Origin of the sequence: Frondihabitans sp. Leaf304 (assembly GCF_001423105.1) — a bacterium.
GTDB lineage: Bacteria > Actinomycetota > Actinomycetes > Actinomycetales > Microbacteriaceae > Frondihabitans.
Map to the genome: position 1 here is coordinate 1,808,198 of NZ_LMNV01000002.1, position 26,982 is coordinate 1,835,179.

The following is a 26,982-nucleotide window of genomic DNA, read 5'->3' on the forward strand; positions in this document are numbered from 1 at the left end:
CCAGAGCCAGGCCTACTGGACCGCAGCGGTGAGTCGGCAGACGTTGTCCAGGATCCTCGAGAGCAGGGGCCGGTCGAGCCACTCGACGAGCGACAGCTCTCGCGACTGAGCCCGGTAGTCGTCTTGCACCCGCGCGAGCTCCGAGACGAAACGGCGGCCGCGGATCATCACCGACACCTCGAAGTCGAGGCTGAAGGAGCGCATGTCCATGTTGCTCGACCCGACGACGGCGACATCGGAGTCGACGGTGAAGTGCTTGGCGTGCAGCACGATCGGCTTGCGGTACAGGAAGATGCGCACGCCGGCGCGCAGCAGCGTCTCGTAGTACGAGCGCTGGGCGTGATAGACCATGAACTGGTCGCCGATCTCGCACGCGAACAGCTGCACCTCGACTCCGCGCTGGGCCGCCGTCGTGATCGCGTAGAGCATCGAGTCGTCAGGCACGAAGTAGGGGCTGACGATGACGAGGCGTTCTTGCGCGCCGTAGACGAGCGCGTTGAACAGGCGGAGGTTGTTCTCGCCCTCGAAGCCCGGGCCGGAGGGCACGATCTGGCAGTCGAGCGTGTCGGGCTCTGCCACGTTGTGGATCGGGTCGGCCTCGCGCTGCAGGAGCTCTTCGGTCTCGGCGAACCAGTCGGTGATGAAGATGGCGTTCACACCGGCGACCACGGGGCCTTCGAGCTTCAGCATCAGGTCTTTCCACCGAAGGTGGCGTCGCTTGTTGGAGGCCTTGTTGTAGTCGGGGTCGACGAGGTTCTGCGATCCCATAAAGCCGACGGTGCCGTCGATCACGACCACCTTGCGGTGGTTGCGGAGGTCGGGGCGGCGCCGGAGGACGGTTCGCGCGTTCACCGGCAGCATCGCGCGATTGGGGATGCCGGTGCGCTCGAGCCACGCGAGGGTGTCTTTCGAGGCGGGGTTTCGCATCGTCGTCCAGTGGTCGTACAGCACGCGAACGGTGACTCCCCGCTTGTGCGCGTCTTCCAGCGCCTTACAGAACTCGACCGTGGCCTTGTCGTAGGCGAAGAGGTAGAACTCGACGTGCACATAGCGCTCGGCCTTGCCGATGGCATCCGTCATGGCGCGCATCGTGGTGCCGAAGTCGGCCAGGATGTGCGCGTCGTTGCCGCCGACGAGGGGCATGGCGCCGAGCTTGCGGTTCAGGTCGACGACGGAGCCGAACCAGCGCGGCCAGCTCTCCTCTTTCGTCACGAGGTCGAGGCCCGATGTCGTGTCGATGATGAAGCCGTTGATCTCGGCCTGCTTCTCGCGGCGCCCCTTCGGCAGGAGGGTCGAGCCGAAGAGGTTGAGCGCCATGACGCCGGGGATCGGCGCCGCGAAGATCGCGAGCAACCAGGCCAGCGCAGTCGTAGGGCGACGGTTGCGCGGCACCTGCATCACCGAGGTCACGCGCAAGAAAAAGTTGATCCCGACGACGATCTTGGCGATGGTCTTACCGAGGCTCTTCCACGTCATGGTCTGAGGCTAGCGCGGCGCGCGGAGTCGACAGGCTCGTCTGGCCGCAAAGCGCACGGGGTCTGGCCTGGAAGCGAGTGCAGTCGGACTGCGTCTGTCAATTTGCGAGCGATCCGGGGTCGCGGTCACACCCGTTACACCTGACAGCGCACTGTGGCGGCGGATCACTCTCGAATTGGTACCGGCACACACGCTCACGCCTCCGACACCCGCCCGGCCTCCACCCGCCACTGCCGGTCGAGCCGAACCGTCTCGAGCATGCGGCGGTCGTGCGTGACGAGCAGCAGCGTGCCCTCGTACGTGTCGAGGGCCTGCTCCAGCTGTTCGATCGCGACGAGGTCGAGGTGGTTCGTCGGCTCGTCGAGCACGAGCACGTTCACGCCGCGCGCCTGGAGCAGGGCGAGGCCGGCGCGAGTCCGCTCGCCGGGTGACAGCTCGTCGACGGGACGCCCCACGTGGTCGGCTTTGAGGCCGAACTTCGCCAGGAGTGTGCGGACCTCCGCCTGGGTGAGATCGGGCACGAGACCCTCGAAGACTTCGGCTAGAGGGCGTGGGCCGGTGAACACGCTGCGTGCCTGGTCGATTTCTCCGACAGCGACGGAGGAGCCGAGTGAGGAGGTGCCTGACGTGGGCTCCTGCGCGCCGAGCAACGCTCGCAGAAGCGTGGACTTGCCGGCGCCGTTCGGCCCGGTGATGCCGATGCGATCGCCGCCGTTGATCTGGAGCGAGACCGGGCCGAGCGTGAAGTCGCCCTGGGTGAACGTCGCGTCGGAGAGCGTCGAGACGACCGCCGACGACCGCGGCGCCTGACCGATCGTGAATTCGAGCTGCCACTCTTTGCGGGGCTCGTCGACCTCGTCGAGACGGGCGATTCGGCTCTCCATCTGGCGCACCTTCTGCGCCTGCTTCTCGCTCGACTCGGACGCCGCCTTGCGCCGGATCTTATCGTTGTCGGGTGACTTCTTCATCGCGTTGCGGACGCCCTGACTCGACCACTCGCGCTGCGTTCTCGCGCGGCCGACGAGGTCGGCCTTCGTCGCCGCGAACTCGTCGTAGGCGTCGCGCTTGTGCTGACGGGCGATCTCGCGCTCATCGAGATAAGAGTCGTATCCGCCGCCGAACAGCCGGTTCGACGCCTGCGCGAGGTCGAGCTCGAGCACGCTCGTGACCGAGCGGGCGAGGAACTCGCGGTCGTGGCTGACCAACACGACGCCACCGCGGAGCCCGCGCACGAAGTCCTCCAGCCGGGCCAACCCGTCGAGGTCGAGATCGTTGGTGGGCTCGTCGAGCAGCACGATGTCGAAGCGCGAGAGAAGGAGGGCCGCCAACCCCACCCGGGCCGCTTGCCCGCCTGAGAGCGACGTCATCAGGGAGTCAGTGGTGACAGTGGTCGACGTGCCGCTGCCGCTGCCACTGCCACTGTCACTCCCGCCGATCGCGAGGCCCAGCTCGGCCAGCACGACGGGAATGCGCTCGTCGAGGTCGGCGGCCCCTGATGCCAGCCAGCGGTCGAAGGCGGTCGACTAGGTGTCGGCTGCCGCGTCAGAAACCGCAGGATCCGCGAGCGCGACCGCAGCAGCATCCATCTCCGCTGTCGCCGTCGCGCATCCCGTCCGCCTGCCGATGTAGTCGGCCACCGTCTCGTGCGGGACCCGCTCGTGCTCTTGCGGCAACCAGCCGATGAACGCGTCGGCCGGCGCCAGCGACACCGTGCCTGCGAGAGGTTGCTCGACGCCGCCGAGGAGCTTGAGCAGAGTCGACTTGCCGGCGCCGTTTACACCGACCACCCCGATCACATCGCCGGGAGCGACGGTCAGGTCGAGGGAGTCGAAGAGCGTACGGGCGGCATAGCCTCCGGCCAGCCCCTTGGCGACGAGTGTTGCGGTCATGGATCTATCGTCCCATCCCGGGCGAGAACGCCGGGGCGGTTCTCCACAGGTGCGGGCTAGCTGACCAACTTGTGCTCGACGAGCAGTCGATGGATCGCTTCTCGAACCAGTTCGCTCTGACTCCGACCGCTCTCTTCTCCCAACCGGGTGAACGCGTCGAACTCAGCCTCGGAGATCCGCGCCCGGACAGTGGGGGACGCTCCTTTCGGCGCGGTGCCGACTCGCGGCCGGCCTGATCTACGCATCGCTTCTTCGAGCGCGCTTTCGCTGCCGTACTGCTTCAGCATCAGGGCCCGGCCTCGCCGGGCCGCCGCGGCGCCCGTCGCCGTGTCAGCCGCCTCAGGCGTGGGCATCGAGGGATCGGTGAGACGACTCGCGAGCGCATCGAATTCATTGTCGGTGGCTTCAGGCATTGCCATGCTCCTCTCGGCGACGACGAAACTTGGGGCCGAGCTCCACCGCGTGAAACACGACGGCCTCGCGTCCGTCGTCTAAACAGTGACCAAAATCTCGATTTCTTGATCGGTGTGGGCGTGCGGATGACCCAGATACAGCCAGACTTCACCCTCGTCAAGACTCTCTCCCGGCAATCGCTCGGTATAGGTCGCGTTGACGAGAGCGAAGATCTGATCAGTGCGGGGTATGCCGTGTTTGTCAGCAGAGTTCGTCCAACGGGGTGCCATGCCGTGCACCTTAAATTGTAGCCGCTAATGACCGCTACGAATTTCCACAGGGGCGCCACAACCACCGAGCGAGGTTGCAAGAAAGCGGAGGGTCGCGTCAGCGACGCACGTGCAGCGGAATCCCCGCCGCGACGTCGCGCGCATCCGCCTCGGCGTCGCGTCCGATGCCGAGGATCGGCTCCACCACGCTGTCGATCACGCGTGCGACGAGCGCCTCGTCGAGCGGCAACTCGCGCTGAGCGGCGTGCTCGACGGCGAGCGCGTGCACGGCCCGGGTGACGAACGCCGCGTCGTACCGCACCGGTTCTGCCTCGCCGCGCGCCACCCCGCGTCGCACGACCACGGTCAACGAGCGGGTGCGCTCGGTGTGCGTCGCCGCGTCGTAGGCACGCCAGATGTCGGGATCGCGCGAGATCGCGGCGATGACGTGGCGGAACTCGGCCGGCGGGTAGCCGATCGGGCTCACCCAGGTGCGCACGAGGGCTTCGAGGTCGGTGCGGAGTGCGCCCGTGTTCGGGATCGTGGTGTCGACATCGAACGCCGCCACCGCGTCACGGACCAGCGACCGCTTGTCGTCCCATCGCCGGAAGATGGTCGCCTTGCTCGCCCCGGCCCGCTCGGCAACCCGGTTCATGGTCAGAGCGTCGATGCCGATTTCGGCGATCAGCTCCTGCGTCACACGGAGCAGCCGCTCTTCGACCAGAGGGTCGCGAGGCCGACCGACCTTGCGCGCTCCTCCGGATTCCACGGTCCAAAGCCTAGACCGCACCCCCGGCACGCCAGAGACCAAAGGATCCGGCGGCCCCGTTCCCCAGACAACCCCAAGGCCGCACCGACCGAACTCGCCCCGGCCCGCCGCTCAGCCCGCCTCGGGAGTCGACCTTGCGTTGGGGGCCAGCCCCTGGGATCCTGGTCGGCTGCCCTCTCGGGCCGCACCGAGGGGAGAGACCATGGACGCCACTGCCAACAGCGAGTGGACCGACGCCAACCGAGCGAACTGGGATGACCGGGTCGAGCCGCATCTCGAGGGGTATCGGGTCGATCGCTTCGCCGCGGAGCCCGATCGTATCTCGGACGTCGTACTCGAAGACCGGCCGCTTCTCGAACCGCACCTGCTGGGTGGCAGTGTCGCGGGTCTCCGGCTGGCGCACCTGCAGTGCCACATCGGCACCGACACTCTGAGCTGGGCGCGACTCGGCGCCGAGGTGGTGGGCGTCGACTTCTCCTCCGAGTCGATCGGGGCGGCCCGGCGTCTCGCCGACGCGTCGGGGCTCAGCGACCGCAGCTCGTTCGTCGAGTCGACGGTCGACGAGGCTTCTGCTCATGTGGGCGGCACCTTCGACGTCGTCTATACGAGCATCGGGGTGCTCTGTTGGCTCCGCGATCTCGATGCCTGGGCTCACACGATCGATGCGCTCCTCGCGCCGGGCGGCGTGTTCTTCGTTCGCGATGCGCATCCACTCCTCAATGCGCTCGACGACGAGCAAACCGACGACGCCCTCGTGATCACGCGGCCCTACTTCGCGACCGGCGAGCCGCTTCGCTACGACGATCCGAGCACCTACGCCGGAGCGGAGGGCGCCCGCGTCGAGCACAGTGTGACCTTCGAGTGGCCGCACTCGATCGCCGAGATCGTGCAGGCGCTTCTCGGCGTGGGCCTCACGATCGCGGACTTCGCCGAGCACCGTACGCTGCCCTGGCAAGCGCTCCCTCAGATGATCGAAGAGGGCGGTGCCTACGTGCTCCCGGCGAATCGCGATCGCCTGCCTCTGGCGTTCTCGGTGGTGGCGCGCAAGGGGGTGTGAGGAGGGGCCGGAGGGACGGCTGGTTTCGTCCTGGCGGATGACGTTCGGGCCGGATCCTGATCGCTAGCGTCGAGACGTGGGAATCACCAGGAGAACGCTGCTTGTCGGCGCAGGATCGACCGCTGCGCTCGTGGTTGCCAGTGGAGCTGCAGTCGAGGAACGCCTTCTGCCCGGGCGGTCGACGTTGCACCGGGTGCTCGGATTGAACGGTCAGCCGGGAGTCGTGCCGGCAGTCGAGACGGGCCAGCTCGTCAGCGGTTCGTTCCGGTCGAAGGCTCGGCTCGGGCGGAAAGTCGTCTGGTCGGTGGCGTATCCCCCGGGCTCGTCAGCGAGCGCAGAGCTGCCCGTGGCCATCGTGCTTCACGGATACAGCGGCACTCACGCCAACGCGTTCGGCGCCGGCCATCTCGGGCTCGACCGCTTTCTGGCCGCTCATGTCGATGGCGGCGGGCGCCCGTTTGCACTCGCCTCGATCGACGGCGGCAACACGTACTGGCACCGACGCTCGACCGGCGAGGACGCCGGTGCGATGGTGGTCGACGAGTTCCTGCCCCTGCTCGCCGCCCGCGGTCTGGACGTGTCGCGGATCGGACTTCTCGGCTGGTCGATGGGAGCCTTTGGCGCGCTCCTCCTCGGGTCGCAACTCGGTCGGACGAAGGTCGCCGCGATCGCCGCGGACAGCCCGGCCATCTGGCATGAAGCGTCGCAGGCCGCCTCGATCGCGTTCGACGGTGCAGCGGATTTCGAGGCGCACACCGTGTTCGGTCGCCAGTCGTCGCTCGACGGGATCGCCGTGCGTGTGGACTGCGGAACGGGCGACGGCTTCTTTCCGGCCGCGCGCGACTATGTGGCCGGGTTCGCGTCGCCTCCTGCCGGCGGCTTCGAGCCGGGTGGGCACGATCTCGACTATTGGCGGCGCATGGCTCCCGCTCAGATCGCTCACCTCGGCCACCACCTCCCCTAGTCGCGCGAGGGGCTCGAGGCACCCCCGGCTGGCCAGACAACCCCCGAATGCCAGGCTCATTCTGGCCATCCGGGGGTGCGTCACGGCCGTGCACGGGCACCGGGCACCGGGCACGGGCACCGGCACCGGCACCGGCACCGGCACCTAGCGGGGGAGCTTCAGCAGGGTGTTCAGCACCCGCGTCGTCTGCAGCGGCCCGAAGTTGTCGTCGCTGATGAGGCTGATCTTGATGGTGCCGCCGGGGCCGCGACCGGTCAGCGCCATGCCCTCGAAGTTGTCGAGCAGCGGGTTGGCCTGTGACTCGAGCGCCGTGGCGCCCAACGTCGACCCCTTGACGAGATCCGCCACGAGCGTCTTCGACAGGACCGCCGAGGCAGGCGCCGTCGACAGGTTCGCCACCCGGCTCACATCGGTCGCCCGCGCAAGCCCCGACACCGCGTAGAGCTTCACCGCATTGCCGCTGTCAGCCGCGAACGAGGCCTCCTCGACGACCAGGCGGTCGTCGTCGACGGCGACGATCTCGGGAATCCTCTGGCCCGCGCCAGCGCGGTAGCCGACCTGCTTCGTCAGAGACCAGGATCCGTGGCTGCCCGCCTTGTACACCAGCAACCGGTGCGATCGGGCGTCGCCGTTCGCCGACACGTCGCCCGACAGCGCCCCCTCCATTGCGGCCACGATCGTGCGCCCGGAGGGCGAGATGCTCAGCCCCTCGAGGGTGGCGTTCGAGGTCGCCTCTCCGGCGACGGCGGCACCGGACAGTCCGGCACCGCTGAGGGTCGTCCCCGTCACGGCGAAGCGCCCAGGCACCCGCAGTTGCGACTTCTGGACTCCATCGCGGCCGAAGATTCGGATGGAGGGCTCGGTCTCGGAGCTGACGAGGTAGTCACCGTTCGGCAGCACCGCGAGGCCCTCGTTGTCGGCGGTCAGCCCCGTGTACGGGTCGCCGGTCGGAGTCTTGAGCACCAGAGGGGCTCGAACGACGGCGGGCTTCGCGAGGTTCCGCCCGATGAACCAGATGCGCGACGGGTCAGAGGCGTGGTTGTCGACGGCCGAGATCCACGACTTCGAGCGCGAGTCGTACGCCAGCGACGACAGCCCGCCCACGGCCGCGCCCTGGTAGTCGAGCTTGTCGAGCGAGTCGGAGTACCCCGTCGCGACGCCCTTCGGCGGAATGACGGCCGACTGCGGCTTCGGGGTACCGAAGAGTCGAACGACCTGCGGGTCGTGGTCGCTCACCTGGTCGGCGTACTCGGAGTTGGTGTGGATCACTTCGTACTGCGGGGTGCCGACGCCCTTGCTGACCAGGATGTGGTCGAGCACCTCACTGACACCCTGGTAGTCGTAGGTGTACTGCTCGTTGGCGGGCAGTGTGGTGATGAGGTCGGTCAGCGCAGTCTTGCCGTCGGCCTGGCCCGTCAGGGTCTTCATCGCCGGGCTGAACTGGTAGTCGTTCAGATCGCCGGCAACCACGACCGCGGCGCGCTTGTCGCGGGCGAGCACGGCGTCGACGAAGGAGTTCACCTCAGCGGCCTGGGCCTTGCGCTGCACCGCCGATGACTGCTCGGGGTATTGGAACCGCCCGTCTTGGCTCTGGTCGCCGCCTTTCGAGGCGAAGTGGTTGCCGACGACGAACACGCTCTTGCCCCGGAAGGTGAACTGCCCGACGAGCGGCTTGCGGCTCGACTTCCAGGCCGCGCTCCCCGGGTCGATGCGCCCGGGTGAGAAGGAGAGACCTGGCTTGCCGTGCGTGCTCGTCACCGCTGTCGCCGTCGTCGCTCGGTCGATGCCGCGTCGGCCGGAATCGACAAAGCTGACCCGCTTCGGGTTGAAGAGAAACACGATACGAATGTTGCCGCCCGGCTGCCCGCCGTCGGCGTCGTTCACGGGGTCGATCGAGCGGGTCGAATAGGCCGGGCCGCCAGCTGCCGTGATCGCGGCGGTGAGCTTGGCCAGGGTCTGGTCGGACGCCACTGTGCCGTCGTCGGTTGCTCCGGTGTTGTCTTGCACTTCTTCGACCGTGACGATGTCGGGCGAGGCGAGGTTCGTGACGATGCCCTTGCCGAGCGCGGCGTACTTCGCTGCGGAGTCGGTGGGGGTGAGGTTCTCGACGTTGTAGGTCGCGATCGACAGCTGGTCGCTCTTCGGCTTCGAGGCGACGGTCGGCTTCAGGTTCGCCGAAGCGACCGGGCCGAGGGTCGTCGCCGCGATGAGGCATCCGCCGTACTGCGAGTAGTCGATCGGCCCGACGGTCTCGCCGGTGAAGACGTCGCCGACGCTCACACCGGGGTTGCTGCCGTCGGTCGGGACGACCTCGAGTCGGCCGGAGGGCGTCGCGTTCTCGGCCGTGAGCAGCGCGCCGCCGCGCTTCGAGCGCAGTTGATCGGGCTTGGTGGTGATGTACTGCTCCCCGTAGGCGTCGGATGGACCGATGACGCGAGCGTCGTCGACCCGGACCCGCATTCCCTCGACCGACTCGTAGTAGTCGAGGGCGGAGCGCGACGGCGTCAGCGCTGTCGTCTCGATGTTCGCCCCGCCGAGGTCGGGCGCGTAGGTGGCGGGGACGGTCGTCGGCGTGATGACGATGGGTGCCGGAAGCTCGTTACCCGACGAGACAACAGTGGCCGTCGCCGAGGTGAGCTCGGTCACCGAGAGATACGAGGTGGTGGCGAGCGTGGTGCCCGAGGCGATCGCGCGAAAGTCTTTCACGGTGGCCGAGACGAGAACCGAGTCGCCGACGCTGACCGTGGGGGCCTTGCCGGTGTACACGAACACGCCCTCGCTCGTAAGGGGATCAGCGTCTGCTGCGGGATCCTGCACCCAATAGCCCCTGCTCGAACCGGTCGCCCTGATGGCGGTGACGATGCCGGGTACGTTGTCGACCTTCTGCCCATCGAGAGGCGAGATCCAGGAGGCACCCTGGATGTCGTGGATACGGACGCTGCCCGGCACGGTGGCAGCCGATGCGGGATCGCCCCCGGGCGTCGCTCCGACGAGCACACCCCCCACGAGAGCTACTGCCCCGACCACCGCGCCGGCGGCCGTTGCCCCCTTGCGCGCCACATGACGCACCGAGCGACCGGGCTCGACCGGAGTCGCGCCGGCCATCGAATCGAAACCGACCTGTGGTTGTCGCATGACTCTCCCCTGAGGACCTCGAACGTGCTGGTTACAGACGATCAAAGCGCCTCGGGGTGAACCGCGGGTAGCCCCTCCACAGATTTCGTCCAAACTGGCCGAGCCGAGCACCTGTGGAGACGAGGCCGGCACCAGCGCCAGCGCTGAGGGGGAGGAGCGGCGCTAGGCCGGATCCTTGGGGTCGAGTTCGGCCTGGAGCTTCTGCAGCTTGGCCTGCTTCTCGTAGAACTCGATCTCGCGGTCGAGGTCGGCGAGCTGCTGCTCGGTCGTCGAAACCCGGTGGTGCCTCACGTCGACCGCGGTCGCGCCCGATCCGGGCGAGTGACGTCGCGCGTCGCCCAGCGGCACGTACTCGGGGCGCGGCCCGTAATCACGCCCCGCGACGAACCACGCGATGCTCCCGATAACGGGCAGCACGACCACCAGAAGGATCCAGATCAGCTTCGGCAGATGCTGCACCTGCGAGTCGGCACGCGTGATGATGTCGATGAGGGCGGCCGCGACCAGCAGAAAATAGAACGCGGAGAGCACGAGGTACATGCCGCTGATTCTATTGAACTGCTGAGAATCAGCTATCCCCCGAGCGGGTGAGAGTGGTTGTGCCCTCCGGGTGACGCGAGGGCAAGATCGCAAGTATCTCGGCGACTTCCGTGACCGTCTCTCCAGACCACTCAGGATCCGCGGCACCGCCCTGATTGCCCGGGTGGTTGAGCCAGACAGCTCGCATGCCGAGCTCGGCCGCCCCGGGCAGCTCGGTGCTTCCGCCATCGCCGACATAGACGCACTGCTCCGGCGCCACCCCGAGGGCATCGGTTGCGACACGGTACAGCTCGGCGGCGGGTTTCTTGATGCCGTGCACCGCCGAGAACGCCGCCACGTCGAAGCGCTCGGCGAGGGCGCTCTCCGGCCAGATCAGCGCCGTTTCGATCGAGCAGTCGCTGACCAGCCCGAGCGAGTAGCCGCGGCTGCGAAGCTCGTCGAGCACGTCGAGGGCCCAGGTGTCGGCGAGCAGTCCGGCTGTCATCTCGGTGCGTCGCCCGGCCGCGCGAGTGAGGTCGTCGGCGCTCGGCGACCCGCCGAGCCGTGAGGCGAGAGTGGCCAGGGTCTCTTCGAGAGTGCCGAGCTGACCGAGGGTGCGTTCGCGGAATGTCTCGCCGATGACGGTTGCGAACGCGTCGGGGTCGACGCCGAGATCGCGGGCCACTTCGAGTGAGACACCGTCGCGGAGTTCGCGGGTGCCTCCCGGGGCGAGCGTGCCGAAGAGGTCGAAGAGTACGGCGCTGTATTCCATGCTCACATCTTGTCAGCCGCGCTGCCCCGTGTCGCCGCGTGACTGTCCCCAATCTGCGAGTCCGTCGCCACCCACATCAGCACATCGAGGACACTCACCGCGGAACGGCACCACTGCACGCTCAAACGCGGCGGGAGCGGCAACTGGATGAGCGGCCTCGGCCGCACGTCCGCGGAGCGGACCCGACAAACACGCACAGCGCCGAAGGCGCGCAGCGCCGCGAGGCGCCCGAAGAAACTAGCGCTGGCGAGAGGTATGGGTGCTTGCACCCTTACACGGAGAATCCAGTGCGGGTCGATGACGTATCTAGTTGAGGCCTGGTTTTCCGCGAGATTTGGGTCCCTTTTAGGTGACTTGAATCTGCGTTTCCCCTGGGCCTTTGCGAATTTTCCCCTCGGTCAGACTTTTAGCTGGTCAGGACGGACTTTCAGAGGCTGACCTGCGTCGATTTTTCCTGACCAAGATTCACATTGTCGAAGGCTCTTCGTCTCGCTTCTGTCGCAGCGGCGTGCGCTCGGGCTTCTCGCTTTCAACAAGAGGTCGCGCTTTTTGAATATTGCGCTTCTCCGGTTCATGCAATCCAGAGGTAAAGACGATTGGGCGAGTCCGACACAATGGTGACGTGCTCCAGATACGCGAAATGACGGCGGAAGATGTCGATGACGTCGATTCGTTGAGCGGTGAAGTTTTCCCGATTGGTGCTTTTACCAATGCGCCGCAATTGAAGCAGCTGCTGGTCATGTCGCCGTCCCTGGTGGGTGTTTACGGCTTTGCCGCGTTTGTTGCGTATGAGGGTTCGACACTTGTTGGGTATGTGTATTCGTATCCTGCCGAAGCCGTGTCGGGATCCGACGACCCTAACGGTCTCAGCCGAACGATTTGCATGCTGGCCGAGGTGGCGACGCGTCCGTCGCATCGCCATTCTGGCGTGGCCACATCAATGATCAACGACGTCGTTTCGTCACTGAAGCGACAGCGGCAAACTCACGTTGTGGCTAGTTGCGAATCGGAACTCGCGGACTTTTACCGGGATCGAGGGTGGCAGGTCGGCGCCCCTCATCAACCAGGGGTGATCTCTGCGCCTGAGGGCGATTCGGTTTTCCCGCCGGAGAACACGCGTTGGGCCTGTGTCGCGATATTGGCGCTCTGAGTGTGCGTCTTCGAACGGCGTGTTTGCGTGGTGGGGTTGCTAGCGGTGTCCGACGCTGCCTGTCGCTTACGCATTGATTGGACCGTCTGGCATCGCGAGGGCAGACATCCGCCGGATCTTGTTGATAGCGTTGATCTCACGAATGAGGTCGCCGACTCGCAGGTGAACGAGCGACTCCGTGGTGGATGGCTTAGCGCTTTCCCAGCTCCGTGGTCGCTCGTAGAGCGCGCCCGGCTGTTCGTAGCTCTCCGCCGCGGATAGGCTTGCGGTGAGCTTGTCTGCAGCCTGATCCGCGGGGCGGTCGATGCTCCTCGCCATGGCGGGCCGAGACGCAGGACGGGGCGTGTTGTCGGTGTCGGTGTCGGTAGCAAGCATGATTCGCCTTTCTAAGGATTGCGTTGCCGTCCCTATGCGCGGTGCATCGACGTGGTGGGCCTTGTTCTAGGAGATGGAAAGGGGCGCCTTTCTGTTTCCAGTCTTTTCTCGTAGTCGTGCCAAATGGTCACCCGGTACCAGACGCTGTTCCGGCGTCTCCTAGAGAGATCGCTTCCGAGCGCTTGCCGCCTTGGGCAACTAATCTCTGACGCGTCTGACGAGGGGGTCAGGTCGGCTGTTTCGAGAGCACTTCGGCGACGCAGCCGCCGTTTGGCGGGTCACGTCCGACGGCCAAAACCAAGTGACCTCGCGCGACCTTGGTGAGTGCGGGCAGGACTTCCGGGTCGCATTGCGCAACGGTGCTGCGGCGCGCGACTCGCGATACCGTTTTTCCTGGCCCGCGCATTTCTCTCGGTAGCGGGGCTAGAGGGGAACTACGTGTTTGACGACGACTACGAGCGCGGGTGGGGAGACATCGAGGGTGCCATCTGCGAGGAGCACATCACCGATCCGTTTCTTTCGGAAGCGGCCGGGCCAGCGACTGAATTAGATTGTGTCGTCTGCGGTCGTCACGAACCAGCTGACTCGCAACCCTTTGCCGTCGCCTGGGGCAACATCCTGGACCCGTTCATGGCGGCGTTTTGGCGCGAGTACACCCGAGCTGCCGACGCGCCCCGCTACGACCGCGGACCGGTGGGTCTCGAATCAACCGATTGGGCGGTCATGTACATGACTGAGAACGCTTTCACACATCTCGAACAGATCATTCCTCTCATCACCGGCGCCATCGTCGATGACGAGGTCGGCACTGTCGGAGCGCTCATGACTTCCGACCATCTCGATCATGCGTGGATGACTTTCTCCCACGCCGTGCGCCACGAAACTCGATTTGTCTTCACCGCAGAGGAGGGCCCGGCGGCCCGAGTCCGCGAATTCCTCGAGCTGGTCGGGCAGTACGCCACCGAGAAGAACGACCTAATCTCGGACTTGCCGCCAACCGCGTCGCTGTTCCGGGCACGAACAGTGATTGGGCCGGTCTTTCCCGGGCGAAAAGATCTGCCGACAACGGCCGCAGTTTTAGGTCCGGCGCCGGCAGAAATCGCGGGTGCTAACCGGATGTCTCCTGTCGGCATCCCCATGTTCTACGGCGCCTCGAATGAAATCACGGCTCTTCATGAGGTCGCCGCGTACAGCACCGCCGAACACGCAGTTGTCGGGGTTTTCCACCCGACGAGGCCGCTTCGGATGCTCAATCTTGAATCCCCAACAACCGAATCGGCCGTGTCTCCATTCGATGAAGAGGAACTGGCCCTGCGAGGGCTGTTGATGTTCTTCAAGGATTTCCAAAATCACATCAGCGCCCCCATCACCCCGGATGGGCGGCAGCACATCGAATACGTGCCCACCCAGATACTTGCCGAGTACTTCCGGCACGCGGTGACCCCTCGCCTTGACGGCATCATCTTCACTAGCTCCCACGGCACCGGAACCAACTACGTTGTCTTCGCCGACCAGGACAACGTCGCCGACGACGACTCGAGAGACACGGGAGCATTCACTACTCCTCTGTTCGATCTTGGCGAATCGGAGATTCTCTTAGTCCTCGCCAGGCAGACACTCGTCCTGCGAAAGCTGACGCACCGCGTGGAGACGGCGCCTGTTGCCACGCTCGAGTACGGGAATTGGAGGCAGGACGTAGAACACCCATAGGCGCTCATTTGGCGAGCGGGTCATAGTCGTGGATCGATGGTCTGGAGCCACCGCGCCAGCACTCCTCACCTGATTCAGCAGCGCTGGTCGAGATATCGAGTTCGGGGCCCCGTGACGACTCAGGTGGACCGTTCTGGTTCAGCCTTGGGCGGCCTTGGTTAACGCTCCGAAGGGAAGGTGATGGATCCGGGCGTCCACTCGGCGACAGCGGCCGTTGTGATTCGGGCATCGTCTCCAGGCAGCAGAGGAATGATCCCGCCGGGTTTGACCGAACCAAGGTCAAATCCGTCGGGGAGTCGATAGGAACGACGTGCGGTCGCTAGAGGGTGGTCGATGACGACCTTCATGTCGCCGAGGGTCAAGGTGGGCCGTTCCACGGCGTAGAGGTTGCTTTTTCCCGCGAGCAGAGCGGGGAGCATCTCGTTGAGAAGTTGCGCGGCGTCGTCGGGGTCCTCGGGAACTGCCCATTCGCCAGATGACCAGGTCGACTCGGACGTTTGACCCGCATAGATACTTACCAGGGAGTCGAGGCGGTCAATCTCTTCTGCGGACGCTCCGAGGACGTCAGGCATGACGAGCTGTTCACTGGTGTGACTTTGAAGGGCGAGCAGGCCCGCTGCTACTCGGCGGACGTACGCCTCTAGGGCGCCTGGTATTCGCACGTCAGTAAGCCCTGCGACCGCCGCCCCGGAGGGAAGCTCGACCGAAACGCGGTGACGAGGCGCCAACATTTCGAGTGCGTCCAGCTCCGCTAAGACCGCCGCGGGGTCAACCCCGGAAACATCGGCCACCGCGAACGTCACTGACGACTCGTCCTCCTTGATCCGCAAATCCACGGCAAGCGTGTGCGCCTCAGTCACGCCGTAGATCCGAAACCATCCTGTCTGAATGCCTCGTGTCCGGGCGACTTTGGTGAGTCGAGAACGGAACACGAGCTTGTCGCCGTCGCGAATTGTGAAGAACAGCTCGGGCAATTCACGTTCAACAAGGGACACCGACAACTGCGACGTCTTCGCTTCTGCTTCCGCGAACGGTCCTCCGGCCACGCGAGTCTTGGCTGGTATGCCGTCGAAAGGAATTCCCCATTGGTGCCAGTCGGTGACGGCTTGAGCTTCTGGGCTCTCGGGAGCAACTTCAAACTGCATTTGAAGAAATACAGGGTCAGCGACGGTCGCGTGCTCCGTGCGTGGGACAAGAGACTCTGTCCGCCAACGAGAGTCCCCAAGGTAGGTCATGCGGTGAAACACCCCGCGATTTCCAGGCGCCGGCAGCGGCGGGGCGATGTCGCCTGTCACTGTTTGCGTGCCCTGGTCGATGTAGTAGTGGTCGCTGAGCCCGTCTCGGAGTTCGTCAAGGGCATCTTGGCGAACCGAAATGGCCGAACTCATCGTCAATGTGTCGGACTTCTCGATGGGCGAAGCCGCGAGAAACGCTTTCGCCTGCACATTCCGCTCAATCGCCCCAGGACCGTAGACGAAACGATCCATCGTCTGCGGGAACTCGTCAGCGAGACCGTTTATGGACGCTTCCCCATCCCACTGGGTGGGAAACGGCCTCCCACCGGTCAGCCGTCGGAAGTCTTCATACCGTTCTTCCGTCGGAGTCCACGGGGTCACCAAGTGGTACCGAGAAACCTGGGCCCCTTTGTCGACGTGCTCTGCGGTGAACCGGCTCCAAGAATTCTTCACCTGCGTCCACTGTGACGAAGACAGAGGTGTCGTGAACTTCTTGATTTGCCACACCTCGATACCGTCCCCCTTATCAAGGATGACGTCGATACCCCCATCGCCTTGCGACGGGTTAACTTGCCGGGCAGCCGGGTATCGGCGATTCAACAAGGTGGCGATCAGGCCCTCAACGGCCTCCCCGCCGCGATCTGCTAGAAGCGCCCAGTCATATCCGACCATCCGCACAGACTATCTGCGCGGCCGCTTCGACAGAGGCGTCTTCACATCGACGCGCTCCATCGTGGTGCTGAGTGAGACGGTCCGCCTCCCGCTCTCGCCCCGCTTTGGACCTCCCGTCAGACACGAGACCCTGCACTTTCGCTCGACGAGGTGGTGGACGAATCGGTTAGCAGACCAATTGCGATCTTGGGGACCTGCGGCGTATTACGCGCCGACGGGATCCTGGCGTCAGTCGCGATGCCCGCTGTGACATCGGCACGGTAGGTTTTCTACTTATGAGGGGAATCGACGCTGTTCCGCGGTTGCGGGATGGCCGCCGCATTCATGCCATGGACGCGATCTGATGGGCCCGCAGCTTCCTGAACCGCCTCAACTATTCGCAAGGTTCGACTCGGACAACAATTCGGACGGGGCGTCCCGAGAACGGTTCGAGCAGTTCGTCAGCGACCTTGTCAGCGTGGAATGGACGGACGCGACCACCGTTGCGGCCGCTAATCATAACGACTGGGGCATCGACACCCTCGTTGGGAACCTTGGCGGTGGTGATGTCCGCATCTGGCAGTCGAAATATTACCTTGATTGGCAAGATCGGGGCCCACAGGGTGACGTGCGCAAATCGTTCAAATCCGCGCAATCGAAAGCTGCTGAGCACAAGTACCGCATTGTTGAATGGACGCTCGTCGTCCCGGCGATTTTGCACCCGTTGCAGATGAAATGGTTCGACGGCTGGGCGTCACGGACCCAAAAGACGACGGGCGTTCGCATTGTCTTGTGGGCCGGAGACAAGCTCCGGCAGCGTCTCATGAGTGCCGAAGCTTTGGACGTTCGCCGAGAGTATTTCCCGCACACAGTAGACGAGCGCCTCTGGGCGCCGCGCGTCGCATCTGTCGCCACGGCCGACGATTACGGCCGCTACGACGACGCACTTTTTGTGCGACAAATGCATGCCGCAGGGTACGTCGAGACCGGGGCCGCTCGCGGAATGTTCTTCGCAACCGATGCTCTGAGGCGCGACCTTCAAGCGAAACGATCCACGGCTGACCTTGATGCGCTGCGCACCGTTCAACTCGGCGTACACGGGGTGTGGGAGACCCGGTTCAACGAGCACGCCCCCACCGCTGACGCGGCCGGACTGATGTCAACGCTGTATCGCACGGTCATCACCGAAGCCGCGACCGTCCCGGACGCGCCGGGACTGACTCTGCAACATGCCCACAAGCAGGGCGCCGCCCACATCCTCGTCGAACAGCGCAAGGCCGGATGGGTGAAACACTGGCGCGACATCGCCGCTGGCCATGACACCGAACGGCAGGAAGACCTCATCGCCGACCGTTCCGGCATAGACGCTGGTGAGGCCGCAGGGCCTGCCGTCGGGGCCAAATGCGAGGTCAACAATAAAGAAGGAGAAGGGACGCTTTGAGCGCAATCACGCCCGCACCTTCCGACGCTGCATTCGCTCCGGAGAACAGCCGGACGTTCCGGATGGGACGGCTGCTGCTCCTCCTCGGTGTCGCGAAGCAAGACGGACGCCATGTCGAGTCGATTGACCGGCTCGCGTATTACGAGTTCTTTGCTGACAATCCGTGGGTTGTCGTTGCCGATGATGCCGACTCTGCCAACGCCGACCGTGACTCGCTTCGAATTGCCGGCTTCTCTCAAACACAACTGTCGTACGCGTCTACCGGACACCGGTTCGCATCACGACGGGAACGGATCCGCGGCGACCTGTCGCAACTCGTGGCGTACGGGTTGGTGCGCCTAGACGGCGTCCGCTTCACCGTCACAGACGACGGCGAACATCTCGCCGCCAACATGCAGTCGTCCTACGCCGACGCCTATCGAGTGTCGGCATCGATTGTGCTCCGCCGGCTCGTGCGCCTGTCCAATAGGCGTCTCGAAGCGCAGGTTGAGGAGTGGATCGGCCACTCATGGTTGCTCATCGACCTCCTGGACGACGTTCGAGGCGCTGATCTACCGCCCGAAACAGCAATCGACGAAAGTGACCGACGGTGAGCATCAGAGTCAAGCGGCTTCGATTGGCCGGAGCGTCAGCGACGGCTAAACCATACGAGGTGTCTTTCCAACCTGAAGGCGCCACTGACGGATACCGGCCGCTGTCGATCATCGCCGGACCGTCGCTCACTGGTAAGACGACCATCGTCGACTTCATCGCGTATGGCCTCGGTGGTAATTACCTTCCTCCGCACGATGAAGTGCGAACGAACGTCCGGTCCGCCCTCCTTGAGGTTGACCTCGGCTCGACCTCCACGGTCGTCGAGCGTTCCGCAGCGGGTGCTGAGTCGTCGTTCGCAACTGTCTGGCAGGCCACCTTGAACACCACGGAGGCCGCAGCTGAACGCCGGTATCCCATCGAACCGACTGGCGCGCCCGACGGATTGTCGCAGCTCGTCTTGGCATCGTCCGGACTAGACGGAATTCGTTTGTCGGACTCTGTCGTAAAAGAGGACACCGGCTCGGCGATGCTGTCGATACGGGACGTCTTCCGAGTGATGATCGTGACTAACGACCGGCTCGATTCGAAGAACCTGGTGTTCGAGCACGGCAACTTTATGGTCGGGCAGAAGTACCGGCAGACCATCGAGGTCATGTTCGGCGTCTACGACGACGAAGAAGCGGTCCTTGCGGAGCAGCAGAAGCGTGTAGCGCTGCAGCGAACGAAAGAGGAAGCGCGGCTCGACGCTTTGACCGTGACGGCCGACCGCGACCATCCGGACGGGCGAGCAGTTCTTCAGCAACGCGTTGACGTGCTGTCTGTCGAGCTCGCGTCACTCAGTGCGCAGCTTCGCACTCTCGATGCTCAACGACGCAGTACCGATTCGGCGTCGACGGAGATTCGCAGAACGCTTGAGCTTGCCCAACGTGTCGATGTCGATGCGCGAGTCCGCGTGCGTGATCGTGAGTCGCTCCTGACTCGATTGGACGCGCTCCGCCTGCAATACGCAGACGACCGTCGAAAACTCGGCTTCCTTCTCGACGCGCAAGCGCTCTTCGATCCACTCCGAGTGACGGTCTGCCCCGTCTGCTTCAACACTCTTTCCGAGGCTCCGTCGATAATCGATGGCACCTGCTCCCTCAGCCATCACGCCGTTGGGCAGGCCGCAGATGAACTCTCATCTGATGAAGCCACCGCTGGCTCCGCACAGTTGGTGTCGTCGGAGCTACGAGCGGTGAATGGGCGAATCAGCAGTCTCACCGACTACATGACCCGACTGGAACGCGACCGGGCACTCCTTGTCCGGGAAGCCGCGCGAGCTTCACACCGAGCCGTAAGCGCGGCCGCCGCGGTTGATGCAATCACGGATAGCCCCGCCCCCTGGCTTGCGTTACGGGACCGACTTACATCGGAGATTTCTGACGCGAAGCTTGCGCGGCAGGCTGCGGAAACCGGTGTCAAGGCATGGGACTGGGTTGATAAAAGCGAGGCGTTGATCGGTCAGCTGCAACGCGAATACGACTCGTTGTCCAGCCAACGGCGAAGAAACCGACCCGACCGTGACAGCATCGTCAAACTGCTCTCGGACCGTTTCGCTGCGATCCTCGCCGACATCGGCTACCCGAAACTGAGCGACGCGTTCATCAACACCAACTTCGTCCCATACGTGCGCGGACTCGAGTACACCAATGCTAGTAGCGGAGGGATGGTCGTCATCGCCCTCGCCTGGAACCTGGCGCTCTGGGAGATATCGTACGAACAGGACGCGAACGCACCAGGTCTGCTCATCATCGACAGCCCACAGAAGAACCTCGGCCACAACGCCAGCCCCGACGACGATTTCGCCGACGCGACTCTTGTCGACCGGTTTTACGCACATGCAGAACATTGGCTGGCCACCGAGGGGCAGGGAGCCCAGCTGATAGTCGTCGACAACAGTCCGCCTCCGTCTGTTGCCCACAATGTGGTGATTCGTTTTACCCGCCGAGCAGACACACCGCCATACGGGCTCATCCACGACGCCGTCAGTTGAGCCGGCTTCTAGAGTCGAGGAGGTTCCGCCTTCTTTTCTCTGAGGGTCGAGTTCGTCAGCTCAATCAGGGCCGCCGATAACGGCCTCAGGCATGCCAACGAGTCTCTGCTTAGGCCAGCAAATAGATGCACGGACCGAGATTGGCGGGACGACCATGATTGCCGGCGAAGACTCGTGAGCGTCTGTTGGTGTCATGGCAACGAATCCGAGCCGCCCACGGAACACCTGGTTGACGTCCGACGCGAGCACCTGACCAGGATGTGCTTGGGCATGCGCAATCACCTGACCGAAGAGTCGGCACCCCTCCCGTCGGATACGATCAAGGCGGCGACGACGGCGACGACGTTCAGGGCGAACTCAGCCTATCCCTGGAGGTGTCGTCTTTGGTAGTGGCCGCCGGTGATGAGCAGCTTCGACTGGCCCCGTTCGAAGCTTAGGAGTCGGCGAGCCGCCGCAACTGTTCGAGGTATCGTGCGGACCGGTTTGCTACTGCATCCGGTATGCGACCGGGTGCGCTTTTCGCGTCCGCGATGTGGTCGTCACGGAGCTCATGCATGAGGTTCTTGGGCGTGAACTCCGGGTCGAAGTCGATGGTCGAATCCTGAAGAAGACGCGACCTGATGGGGATCAGGATGTTCGGGTCGTAGTTCCAGAGCCCCCACGACCGGTGCCGGCCGTCGTCGAGCTCGTTATCCCACGGATCCATCTCGATGGGGTGCGCCCACAGGAGTGACTCGATGATGAATCGACCGTCACGGTCGAGGTTGCCTGGATAGTCCGAGACGATCAGCCAGGAGTCATCACCGTCCTGCTCCCAGGCGCCGCGGGCAAGGGAGTCGACTGCCCGTTCGAGCCACGATGCTGTCACCGACCAGTCGGTGGTGTGCTGCGGGTATCTGCCGTCATTGGGGTCGGCGAACCAGGTCACGTCCGCGGCGGTGGCAAACCAGAATGCGGATGGGTTTTCCACACGAACGGCGTCATCTGCATCGGTCATGCCCTCATTCCACACGACCTGCGGTGCTTTGCGGGCACCGATGTCGGTGGTGACTCGTAGGGTTTTGTTCGGTTCCAGGACGGAATGGAAACGGGGATTCATGGACGAGACAAACTTTTTGACGCTGACTCTTGGCGTCGAATGCATCGCGCTTCTTGTCTGGGGTGTGACCTTGGGTGTGTCGTGCGCGTTTGCGATGCCGGCGACGCGGTGGGCGGTCCCCACACGGGGAGAGAGGTGGATGGCGCGGCTGCCTTGGGAGAAACTTAAGTGGGGTTGGGCGCGAGGCATCGACGCCGGCGAGTACGCGGACATCCCCTCATTGAGGTCGTTGCACGACAGCGTTGCATCGGATGCCCGGACGTTCCGTTCCGCGCTGCAAACGTGGTTCGTGGTACCTGTCTTCACCGGCTACGCGCTCGGCGTGCTTGGTCTTCTCCTCGTGGTGGCGACGTTCAGCCGCATATCGGAGGGCCCAGCCATCTGGTGGGTGCCGTGCTTCTTCTGTGTATGCAACCTGTCGGCCATGCTCCTCGCCGTGGCGCTTCGCCAGCGGGCATGGACACGACGAGTTCCTTTCGACAGTCGACTGCTTCACGCCGTCACCGACTATCGCAGCCGAATCGGGGCGGCGAAGGCGAAGGCAGGGACCGACGCGGCGGCGACCCGCACACTCGAAGAAATCGTCAGGGAGGGAGCGCGTGACATCGAACGGCTCCTGCGGTCCCGCTACATCCTTATCGACGGAAGCGCCTCCCAAGCGGATGCGGCAGAGCGATGGGAAAAGCAGCTTCAACCGGTCATAACCGAGAGCACCGCCCGGCTTCTCCTGCCCGACGAGGCTACCGACCCTGTCAAGTGGTTCGACGCCTGGAGCGAGGAGGTCGCCAGCCTCTACCTCAAGGGGCCGATGGCAGAGGAAAGCAGCAGCTCCGCCGACACGAAGATGCTGCCCGATGACCCGCCAGCGTACCGGAAGCCTCTCCTTATCGGTTGGCTGCTGATGCTCGCATCGGCCGCCGCCCTCACTATCGCAGTCACCGCGCACGGCATCCTGCCAAGCATGGAAAGCGTTGACCTGACGAAAATCCCGGCCGCTCTCGTCGCCATGGCCACCCTCGGCTCGCTTGCCGCAGGGTGGTGGAACTTCCTCGAAGGGCGCAGACGCAGAACCGGGGACTGACACGGCGTGGATCCGACAATCACCGGCATGCCGCAATGACGAGCTGCCGGGAACAGTTCGCGATCCAAATGGCCACCTCACAGCCGTCATTGCTTGCGGGACCGGCACCGCGAATTCCCCTTGCTCATTGCTGAGGCCCTCGCGGGCCCTCCGGAGTCTGCGTGGCGAAGGAAACGTGAGCGCCCGGCTTGTCCATGCCGCCGCCCGCCGCCATGACGGGCTGCCTCTCACCGTCGATGTACCGCGCGAGCCCGGTCAGGTTCGATCGTCGGCGCCGACGACCGTTGTGAAGCCGCGGTCGCGCAGGAGCTGCACCGCTTCGGTGAGGACAGCCACCATGTCGACGGTGTCGTCGGGGTCGAGGTGGACGTGACCACCTTCCCACCCGTGGATGGTGACGGTCCCGAGGTTGCTGATGTCAACGGTGAGATCGTCTGTGATCGCGGCGACGTCCCGGGCGTCGGCCGTCTCATAGGTGAACCATTTCTTGTCGGGCATGTTGCCTCTCCTTGCTCAGGGCCGCGACGTGCGTCCGTGTCGACGTCTATGCGCGGACGTGCCGGTGAACGTGGAGAGCCGGGCGGTCCGGGTGGCGCTTGGTCGTTAGGCGGCCTTAGGGGCGTTCGTCCTCGCCGCTGCCGTGCGGCTCCGCTTGGCTGCCCGAACCGGCCGGAACTCGCCCGTCCACGTGTTCCGCCGGGGTTCAGGCCGGGACGCAGCCCACACGCTGAGACTCACGCGACGAGCCCTCATCGCGCAGTCGCCGCAGTGGTGCGGTGCGGCCACGTCTAGGTGGTTTGTCGGACGTTGCTGGAACGGTCCGTGCTCGCGGCAGTGGATGACCACGGGTGTGTGCTGGTCAACGAAGACAACATCTCGGTAGTCGTACCGGTCGCCGTGGGTGTCGACGGCTCTCCGGATGAATAGGTCTCGTCGAGCGGATACGGATGAGCCGCGCCTGCACGAGCAGTTGGGGCAGCGCTGTCCGCGCTTGTGGTCGTTGGGTGTCATGTCGAAGTCCCCGTGGTCGGGGCATGAGATGGTCACTTTGGTGTGGGCGTTCACGAATCGTTCGGCGACTCGGCTGTAGTCGTACTTTCCGTCGTGTTTAGCGGCGGCTGCCGTTGCGAACGCTTCAAGCCGGGCGGCGAGGTCAAGTGTCGGCATTGGGTCTCCTTTGTGGTCGACCTGACGTCTATGCGCGGACGGTTCGTGCCGACGGGCGAAGTTGTCGAAGTCACCGACAGGCAGCGCCGTTTTGCTGAAGAATGGAGCGTCCCGGCGGACTCCCGGTGTTGGTTCGTTCGAATGTGGCGGCTCCGCTGAGGTTGTCGGCGATGGTTGTCTTGACATGGCCAACGGCTGTCTGGTGGGTTACCGAAGTGCGGTGCGTCGAGGACGAAGAGCACGTCTAACAATCTGGACTCCGGGCCCGGTCACGAAGTGTCCTAATGCGGGCAATAGCTCGGTCGAAGGTGTGCACGGTCTGGCCGGCTCGTCATGGCGGTTCGCGAGCGACCAAGAGGCCGGTTGAATGCCTGGACAGGCGGGTGGGTTCGATGTAGGTCAGCAAGGGCTCTTCATCGCCCTGGCGGGAGGCTGCGGGTGCTCACACCCGGCCCTTCCTGCTCTTGAGTTCTATAGGGCTAGGCGTCCATCCGTTCCTGGCTCGAGTCTTCGTTTGCTCACGTGTGACTCTTCGTTCTCAGCCGTTGGGTACCTTGCCCTGCTGTAGTTCTTAATGCCGGTCCTGCCGGCCACACTTTGTACCTATGCGGCGAAAATGGGCGCGGCCGTGACTATGGCAGCTTTAGTCGGACCCACCAGGGCAATCTAAGCGGGACCCACTTCGGCTGTTTCGGGGTGTCTGGGGCAATCTAAGCCGGACCCACCTTCACCGTTGTTGCAACGTGTTTTCGTTGCTCAAGGTGGAGGTTTCGGATGGAGTCTCGGGTGGAGTTGTTCGCGCGTATTCGACGTGATGCGCGCGTGGAGGGCCTCTCGATCAGAGAGCTGGCCCGAAAACACGGTGTTGGGCGCCCGACAGTGCGGCAGGCCCTCGCACAGGCGGAACCACCGGCTCGAAAGCCGCGCGCCCGGACGGCGCCTCGGCTGGACGCGTTCAAGGCTCCGATCGACGAAATGCTCCGCCAGGATCTCGACGCTCCTCGCAAGCAGCGCCACACGGCGAGACGCATCTTTGCGCGTCTCGCAGAGGAGCACGATGCGACGGACCTGTCGTATTCGACGGTCCGTGACTACGTCCGTCGACGACGCCCCGAGATCGACCTGGAGGCGGGCCGGCTGCCGGAGGTATTCATCCCGCAGGAGCACGCGCCGGGCGCGGAGGCCGAGGTGGACTTCGGCGAGGTCTGGGTGGTGCTGGCTGGGGTGAAGACCAAGTGCCACATGTTCGCGTTCCGTCTCTCGCACTCGGGGAAGGCGATCCACCGGATCTATCCGACGCAGGCGCAGGAAGCGTTCCTCGAGGGCCACATCGATGCGTTCGAGGACATTGGCGGGATCCCGACGAGGCACATCCGCTACGACAACCTGACCGACGCGGTCGTGAAGGTCATCTACGGCAGCGGCCGCCAGCGCACCGAGAATCAACGGTGGGTCCTGTTCCGCTCGCACTACGGGTTCGATGCGTTCTATTGCCATCCCGGGATTGAGGGCGCTCACGAGAAGGGCGGCATCGAGGGCGACGTCGGCCGGTTCCGCCGAACCCACCTGTCTCCAATGCCCGTCGTCGACTCGCTCGCGGAACTGAATCAGAAGGTCCGTCAGTGGGATCTTGACGACGAGAACCGGAGGATCGATGACCGCATCCGCACGGTTGCCCAAGACTTCGCTCTCGAACGGCAATTGCTGGCGACGATCACGGCGGAACGGTTCGAGCCAGGCTTGTCGCTGACGCCCCGGGTGTCCCGGTCAAGCTTGGTCCGGGTGCGGATGGCGTCGTACTCGGTCCCGGCTCGGTTCATCGGCCGGCCCGTCCGGGTCTCGCTGCGCGCATCGGAGGTGGTCATCTTCGATGGCCGCACGGAGATCGCCCGGCACCCGCGGGTCGTGGCCTTGCACGGGCAGAGCGTGAATCTTGACCACTACCTCGAGGTCCTCCTCCACAAGCCCGGCGCTCTTCCGGGGTCGACCGCTCTGGCCCACGCCCGAGCGACGGGCGAATTCACGGCCGCTCACGAAGCGTTCTGGGCGGCCGCCCGAAAGACCGACGGCGATGCCGGCGGGACTCGCGCACTGATCGATGTGCTCCTGCTGCACCGGTCGATGGTGACCGAAGACATCGTCGCCGGCATCAGGGCAGCACTCACAGTCGGGGCCGTCACGGCCGACGTCGTTGCCGTCGAGGCGCGACGGCACGAAGTGTTGGGTGGGTCCCGGCCCGACCGTCCTCTCGTCGAACAAGGTCGCGGCCCCGAGCGACGGGTGGTCAGTCTTACTCAGCGTCGGCTGGCGGACCCTGCCGCTGTCATCGCGGGCCTGCCGGCCGACACCCGCCCCCTTCCGTCAGTTGCCGCCTATGACCAGTTACTTCGCCTCCCGGACCGGCAACGACCCGAAGGCGCGGCCACCGTTAAGAAGGGAACAGGATCATGACCACGACGACGAGCATCACCACCACTCTCCGGAGACGGAGGGGCCTGACGGAAGAAGCCGCGAACGCCGCTATTGACCAGGCATGCCGTCGGCTGCGGCTGCCCACGATCAGAGCTGTGGTCGACGAGGCCATGGCCGCGGCGAACAAAGAGCAGCTCTCCTACCAGGGGTTCCTCGCGGAGCTGCTCCTGGCGGAATGCGACGACCGCGACCGCCGATCCTCGGTGAGACGGGTGAAGGCGGCCGGGTTCCCGAGGGACAAGTGGCTTGGGGATTTCGACTTCGAGGCGAACCCGAACATCAACCCCGCCACCATCAACACCCTCGCCACCGGCGACTGGGTCCGACGCGGACAGCCGCTCTGCCTCATTGGCGACTCCGGCACCGGCAAAAGCCACCTCCTCATCGGCCTCGGCACAGCGGCAGCCGAGAAGGGGTTCCGAGTCAAGTACACGCTCGCGACCCGGCTCGTGAACGAACTTGTCGAAGCCGCCGACGAGAAGAACCTGGCCCGCACCATCGCCCGCTACGGGCGGGTCGACCTCCTGATGATCGACGAACTCGGCTACATGGAACTCGACCGCCGGGGCGCCGAACTCCTCTTTCAAGTGCTCACGGAGCGAGAGGAAAACAACTCCATCGCGATCGCCTCCAACGAGTCGTTCTCCGGCTGGACGAAGACCTTCACCGACCCGAGGCTGTGCGCGGCGATCGTTGACCGGCTGACGTTCAACGGCACCATCATCGAAACCGGCACCGCGTCCTACCGGCTCGCCCACACCCGCCAGCAGCAAACCGCCTGACCGGGCGGGC

The 26,982-nt window shown here is 64.7% G+C and carries 22 protein-coding genes and 1 pseudogene; 10 read left to right on the plus strand and 13 right to left on the minus strand.

All coding sequences use genetic code 11. The features are described from left to right. Window positions 1-12 precede the first annotated feature (12 nt). From cls to ASF54_RS08135, 5 genes and pseudogenes are all read right to left on the minus strand, one after another. The gene (cls, locus tag ASF54_RS08120) at window positions 13-1,476 is read right to left on the minus strand and encodes a cardiolipin synthase (RefSeq protein ID WP_055960745.1); all 1,464 of its coding nucleotides are present in this window, start codon (window positions 1,474-1,476) and stop codon (window positions 13-15) included. Window positions 1,477-1,670: 194 nt separating this feature from the next. Continuing rightward, window positions 1,671-3,365 (minus strand): annotated as a pseudogene (locus ASF54_RS16995) (ABC-F family ATP-binding cassette domain-containing protein). A 56-nt stretch (window positions 3,366-3,421) separates the two neighbouring features. Further along, window positions 3,422-3,778 carry a ribbon-helix-helix protein, CopG family gene (locus ASF54_RS08130; RefSeq protein WP_055960747.1) on the minus strand — a complete coding sequence of 119 codons (357 nt, stop codon included), beginning with the start codon at window positions 3,776-3,778 and terminating at the stop codon, window positions 3,422-3,424. Window positions 3,779-3,856: 78 nt separating this feature from the next. Next, complete coding sequence (locus ASF54_RS16395; RefSeq protein ID WP_157510073.1) at window positions 3,857-4,048, minus strand: hypothetical protein; 192 nt, start codon at window positions 4,046-4,048, stop codon at window positions 3,857-3,859. Window positions 4,049-4,145: 97 nt separating this feature from the next. Further along, the gene (locus ASF54_RS08135) at window positions 4,146-4,796 is read right to left on the minus strand and encodes a TetR-like C-terminal domain-containing protein (protein ID WP_055960749.1); all 651 of its coding nucleotides are present in this window, start codon (window positions 4,794-4,796) and stop codon (window positions 4,146-4,148) included. A gap of 202 nt (window positions 4,797-4,998) precedes the next feature. Between ASF54_RS08135 and ASF54_RS08140 the strand changes: the two genes are divergently transcribed. Together ASF54_RS08140 and ASF54_RS08145 are read left to right on the plus strand one after the other, a co-directional pair. Next, a complete protein-coding gene (locus ASF54_RS08140) occupies window positions 4,999-5,853 on the plus strand; it encodes a class I SAM-dependent methyltransferase (protein ID WP_055960751.1) in 855 nt (284 codons plus the stop codon). Between the two features lie 76 nt (window positions 5,854-5,929). Continuing rightward, a complete protein-coding gene (locus ASF54_RS08145; RefSeq protein WP_200919581.1) occupies window positions 5,930-6,817 on the plus strand; it encodes a hypothetical protein in 888 nt (295 codons plus the stop codon). Between the two features lie 144 nt (window positions 6,818-6,961). Here the strand turns inward: ASF54_RS08145 and ASF54_RS16095 are convergent, their stop codons facing one another. From ASF54_RS16095 to ASF54_RS08160, 3 genes are all read right to left on the minus strand, one after another. Further along, entirely contained in the window at window positions 6,962-9,952 is a 2,991-nt protein-coding gene (locus ASF54_RS16095; RefSeq protein WP_157510074.1) for an esterase-like activity of phytase family protein, read from the minus strand. 162 nt (window positions 9,953-10,114) lie between these two features. Further along, window positions 10,115-10,492 carry a PLD nuclease N-terminal domain-containing protein gene (locus ASF54_RS16660; RefSeq protein WP_084816042.1) on the minus strand — a complete coding sequence of 126 codons (378 nt, stop codon included), beginning with the start codon at window positions 10,490-10,492 and terminating at the stop codon, window positions 10,115-10,117. A 28-nt stretch (window positions 10,493-10,520) separates the two neighbouring features. Next, on the minus strand, window positions 10,521-11,243 hold the full coding sequence (locus ASF54_RS08160) for an HAD family hydrolase (RefSeq protein WP_055960754.1): 723 nt from the start codon (window positions 11,241-11,243) through the stop codon (window positions 10,521-10,523). A gap of 622 nt (window positions 11,244-11,865) precedes the next feature. Here ASF54_RS08160 and ASF54_RS16100 point away from each other — a divergent pair. Beyond that, the gene (locus ASF54_RS16100; RefSeq protein WP_084816043.1) at window positions 11,866-12,393 is read left to right on the plus strand and encodes a GNAT family N-acetyltransferase; all 528 of its coding nucleotides are present in this window, start codon (window positions 11,866-11,868) and stop codon (window positions 12,391-12,393) included. 66 nt (window positions 12,394-12,459) lie between these two features. Here ASF54_RS16100 and ASF54_RS08170 read toward each other — a convergent pair whose 3' ends face one another. After that, entirely contained in the window at window positions 12,460-12,768 is a 309-nt protein-coding gene (locus ASF54_RS08170; protein WP_055960758.1) for a hypothetical protein, read from the minus strand. Between the two features lie 438 nt (window positions 12,769-13,206). On the opposite strand from ASF54_RS08170, the gene ASF54_RS08175 reads away from it, so the two are divergent. Next, window positions 13,207-14,478 carry an RES domain-containing protein gene (locus ASF54_RS08175; protein WP_055960760.1) on the plus strand — a complete coding sequence of 424 codons (1,272 nt, stop codon included), beginning with the start codon at window positions 13,207-13,209 and terminating at the stop codon, window positions 14,476-14,478. 158 nt (window positions 14,479-14,636) lie between these two features. On the opposite strand, the gene ASF54_RS08180 is transcribed toward ASF54_RS08175, so the two are convergent. Beyond that, a complete protein-coding gene (locus tag ASF54_RS08180) occupies window positions 14,637-16,385 on the minus strand; it encodes a hypothetical protein (RefSeq protein ID WP_055960762.1) in 1,749 nt (582 codons plus the stop codon). Window positions 16,386-16,728: 343 nt separating this feature from the next. On the opposite strand from ASF54_RS08180, the gene ASF54_RS08185 reads away from it, so the two are divergent. From ASF54_RS08185 to ASF54_RS08195, 3 genes are read left to right on the plus strand one after another with little or no spacing between them, the layout of a single operon-like run. Further along, window positions 16,729-17,805, plus strand: coding sequence for a hypothetical protein (locus tag ASF54_RS08185; RefSeq protein ID WP_055960764.1), 1,077 nt, complete (start codon window positions 16,729-16,731; stop codon window positions 17,803-17,805). Next, a complete protein-coding gene (locus ASF54_RS08190; protein ID WP_157510076.1) occupies window positions 17,802-18,398 on the plus strand; it encodes an ABC-three component system middle component 2 in 597 nt (198 codons plus the stop codon). The genes ASF54_RS08185 and ASF54_RS08190 overlap by 4 nt, the downstream gene beginning before the upstream one ends. Before the next feature lie 59 nt (window positions 18,399-18,457). Then, window positions 18,458-20,371, plus strand: coding sequence for an ATP-binding protein (locus tag ASF54_RS08195; RefSeq protein WP_055960768.1), 1,914 nt, complete (start codon window positions 18,458-18,460; stop codon window positions 20,369-20,371). Window positions 20,372-20,804: 433 nt separating this feature from the next. On the opposite strand, the gene ASF54_RS08200 is transcribed toward ASF54_RS08195, so the two are convergent. Further along, window positions 20,805-21,368: a hypothetical protein gene (locus tag ASF54_RS08200; RefSeq protein WP_157510077.1), complete on the minus strand. Its 564-nt coding sequence runs from the start codon at window positions 21,366-21,368 to the stop codon at window positions 20,805-20,807. A gap of 100 nt (window positions 21,369-21,468) precedes the next feature. Here ASF54_RS08200 and ASF54_RS08205 point away from each other — a divergent pair, with 100 nt between their 5' ends. Then, window positions 21,469-22,551 carry a hypothetical protein gene (locus tag ASF54_RS08205; RefSeq protein ID WP_055960772.1) on the plus strand — a complete coding sequence of 361 codons (1,083 nt, stop codon included), beginning with the start codon at window positions 21,469-21,471 and terminating at the stop codon, window positions 22,549-22,551. Between the two features lie 255 nt (window positions 22,552-22,806). Here the strand turns inward: ASF54_RS08205 and ASF54_RS08210 are convergent, their stop codons facing one another. Next, window positions 22,807-23,049, minus strand: coding sequence for a hypothetical protein (locus ASF54_RS08210; RefSeq protein WP_055960774.1), 243 nt, complete (start codon window positions 23,047-23,049; stop codon window positions 22,807-22,809). 105 nt (window positions 23,050-23,154) lie between these two features. Continuing rightward, the gene (locus ASF54_RS16405) at window positions 23,155-23,718 is read right to left on the minus strand and encodes a hypothetical protein (RefSeq protein ID WP_157510078.1); all 564 of its coding nucleotides are present in this window, start codon (window positions 23,716-23,718) and stop codon (window positions 23,155-23,157) included. 774 nt (window positions 23,719-24,492) lie between these two features. On the opposite strand from ASF54_RS16405, the gene istA reads away from it, so the two are divergent. Further along, window positions 24,493-26,169 (plus strand): IS21 family transposase, encoded by a 1,677-nt coding sequence (gene istA / locus ASF54_RS08215; RefSeq protein ID WP_055960776.1) that lies wholly within the window; start codon window positions 24,493-24,495, stop codon window positions 26,167-26,169. After that, window positions 26,166-26,972 (plus strand): IS21-like element helper ATPase IstB, encoded by an 807-nt coding sequence (gene istB / locus ASF54_RS08220; protein ID WP_055960777.1) that lies wholly within the window; start codon window positions 26,166-26,168, stop codon window positions 26,970-26,972. The genes istA and istB overlap by 4 nt, the downstream gene beginning before the upstream one ends. The last annotated feature ends 10 nt before the right edge of the window (window positions 26,973-26,982 follow it).

Coding starts and splice junctions, on each gene's coding strand:
- ASF54_RS08170 (WP_055960758.1), bottom strand. CDS start 12,768: ATGCTTGCTACCGACACCGACACCGACAACACGCCCCGTCCTGCGTCT.
- ASF54_RS08180 (WP_055960762.1), bottom strand. CDS start 16,385: ATGGTCGGATATGACTGGGCGCTTCTAGCAGATCGCGGCGGGGAGGCC.
- ASF54_RS08210 (WP_055960774.1), bottom strand. CDS start 23,049: ATGCCCGACAAGAAATGGTTCACCTATGAGACGGCCGACGCCCGGGAC.
- ASF54_RS08185 (WP_055960764.1), top strand. CDS start 16,729: ATGGGCCCGCAGCTTCCTGAACCGCCTCAACTATTCGCAAGGTTCGAC.
- ASF54_RS16095 (WP_157510074.1), bottom strand. CDS start 9,952: ATGCGACAACCACAGGTCGGTTTCGATTCGATGGCCGGCGCGACTCCG.
- ASF54_RS08160 (WP_055960754.1), bottom strand. CDS start 11,243: ATGGAATACAGCGCCGTACTCTTCGACCTCTTCGGCACGCTCGCCCCG.
- ASF54_RS08205 (WP_055960772.1), top strand. CDS start 21,469: ATGGACGAGACAAACTTTTTGACGCTGACTCTTGGCGTCGAATGCATC.
- ASF54_RS08130 (WP_055960747.1), bottom strand. CDS start 3,778: ATGCCTGAAGCCACCGACAATGAATTCGATGCGCTCGCGAGTCGTCTC.
- istA (WP_055960776.1), top strand. CDS start 24,493: ATGGAGTCTCGGGTGGAGTTGTTCGCGCGTATTCGACGTGATGCGCGC.
- ASF54_RS08140 (WP_055960751.1), top strand. CDS start 4,999: ATGGACGCCACTGCCAACAGCGAGTGGACCGACGCCAACCGAGCGAAC.
- istB (WP_055960777.1), top strand. CDS start 26,166: ATGACCACGACGACGAGCATCACCACCACTCTCCGGAGACGGAGGGGC.
- ASF54_RS16405 (WP_157510078.1), bottom strand. CDS start 23,718: ATGCCGACACTTGACCTCGCCGCCCGGCTTGAAGCGTTCGCAACGGCA.
- ASF54_RS08200 (WP_157510077.1), bottom strand. CDS start 21,368: ATGACCGATGCAGATGACGCCGTTCGTGTGGAAAACCCATCCGCATTC.
- ASF54_RS16660 (WP_084816042.1), bottom strand. CDS start 10,492: ATGTACCTCGTGCTCTCCGCGTTCTATTTTCTGCTGGTCGCGGCCGCC.
- cls (WP_055960745.1), bottom strand. CDS start 1,476: ATGACGTGGAAGAGCCTCGGTAAGACCATCGCCAAGATCGTCGTCGGG.
- ASF54_RS16395 (WP_157510073.1), bottom strand. CDS start 4,048: ATGGCACCCCGTTGGACGAACTCTGCTGACAAACACGGCATACCCCGC.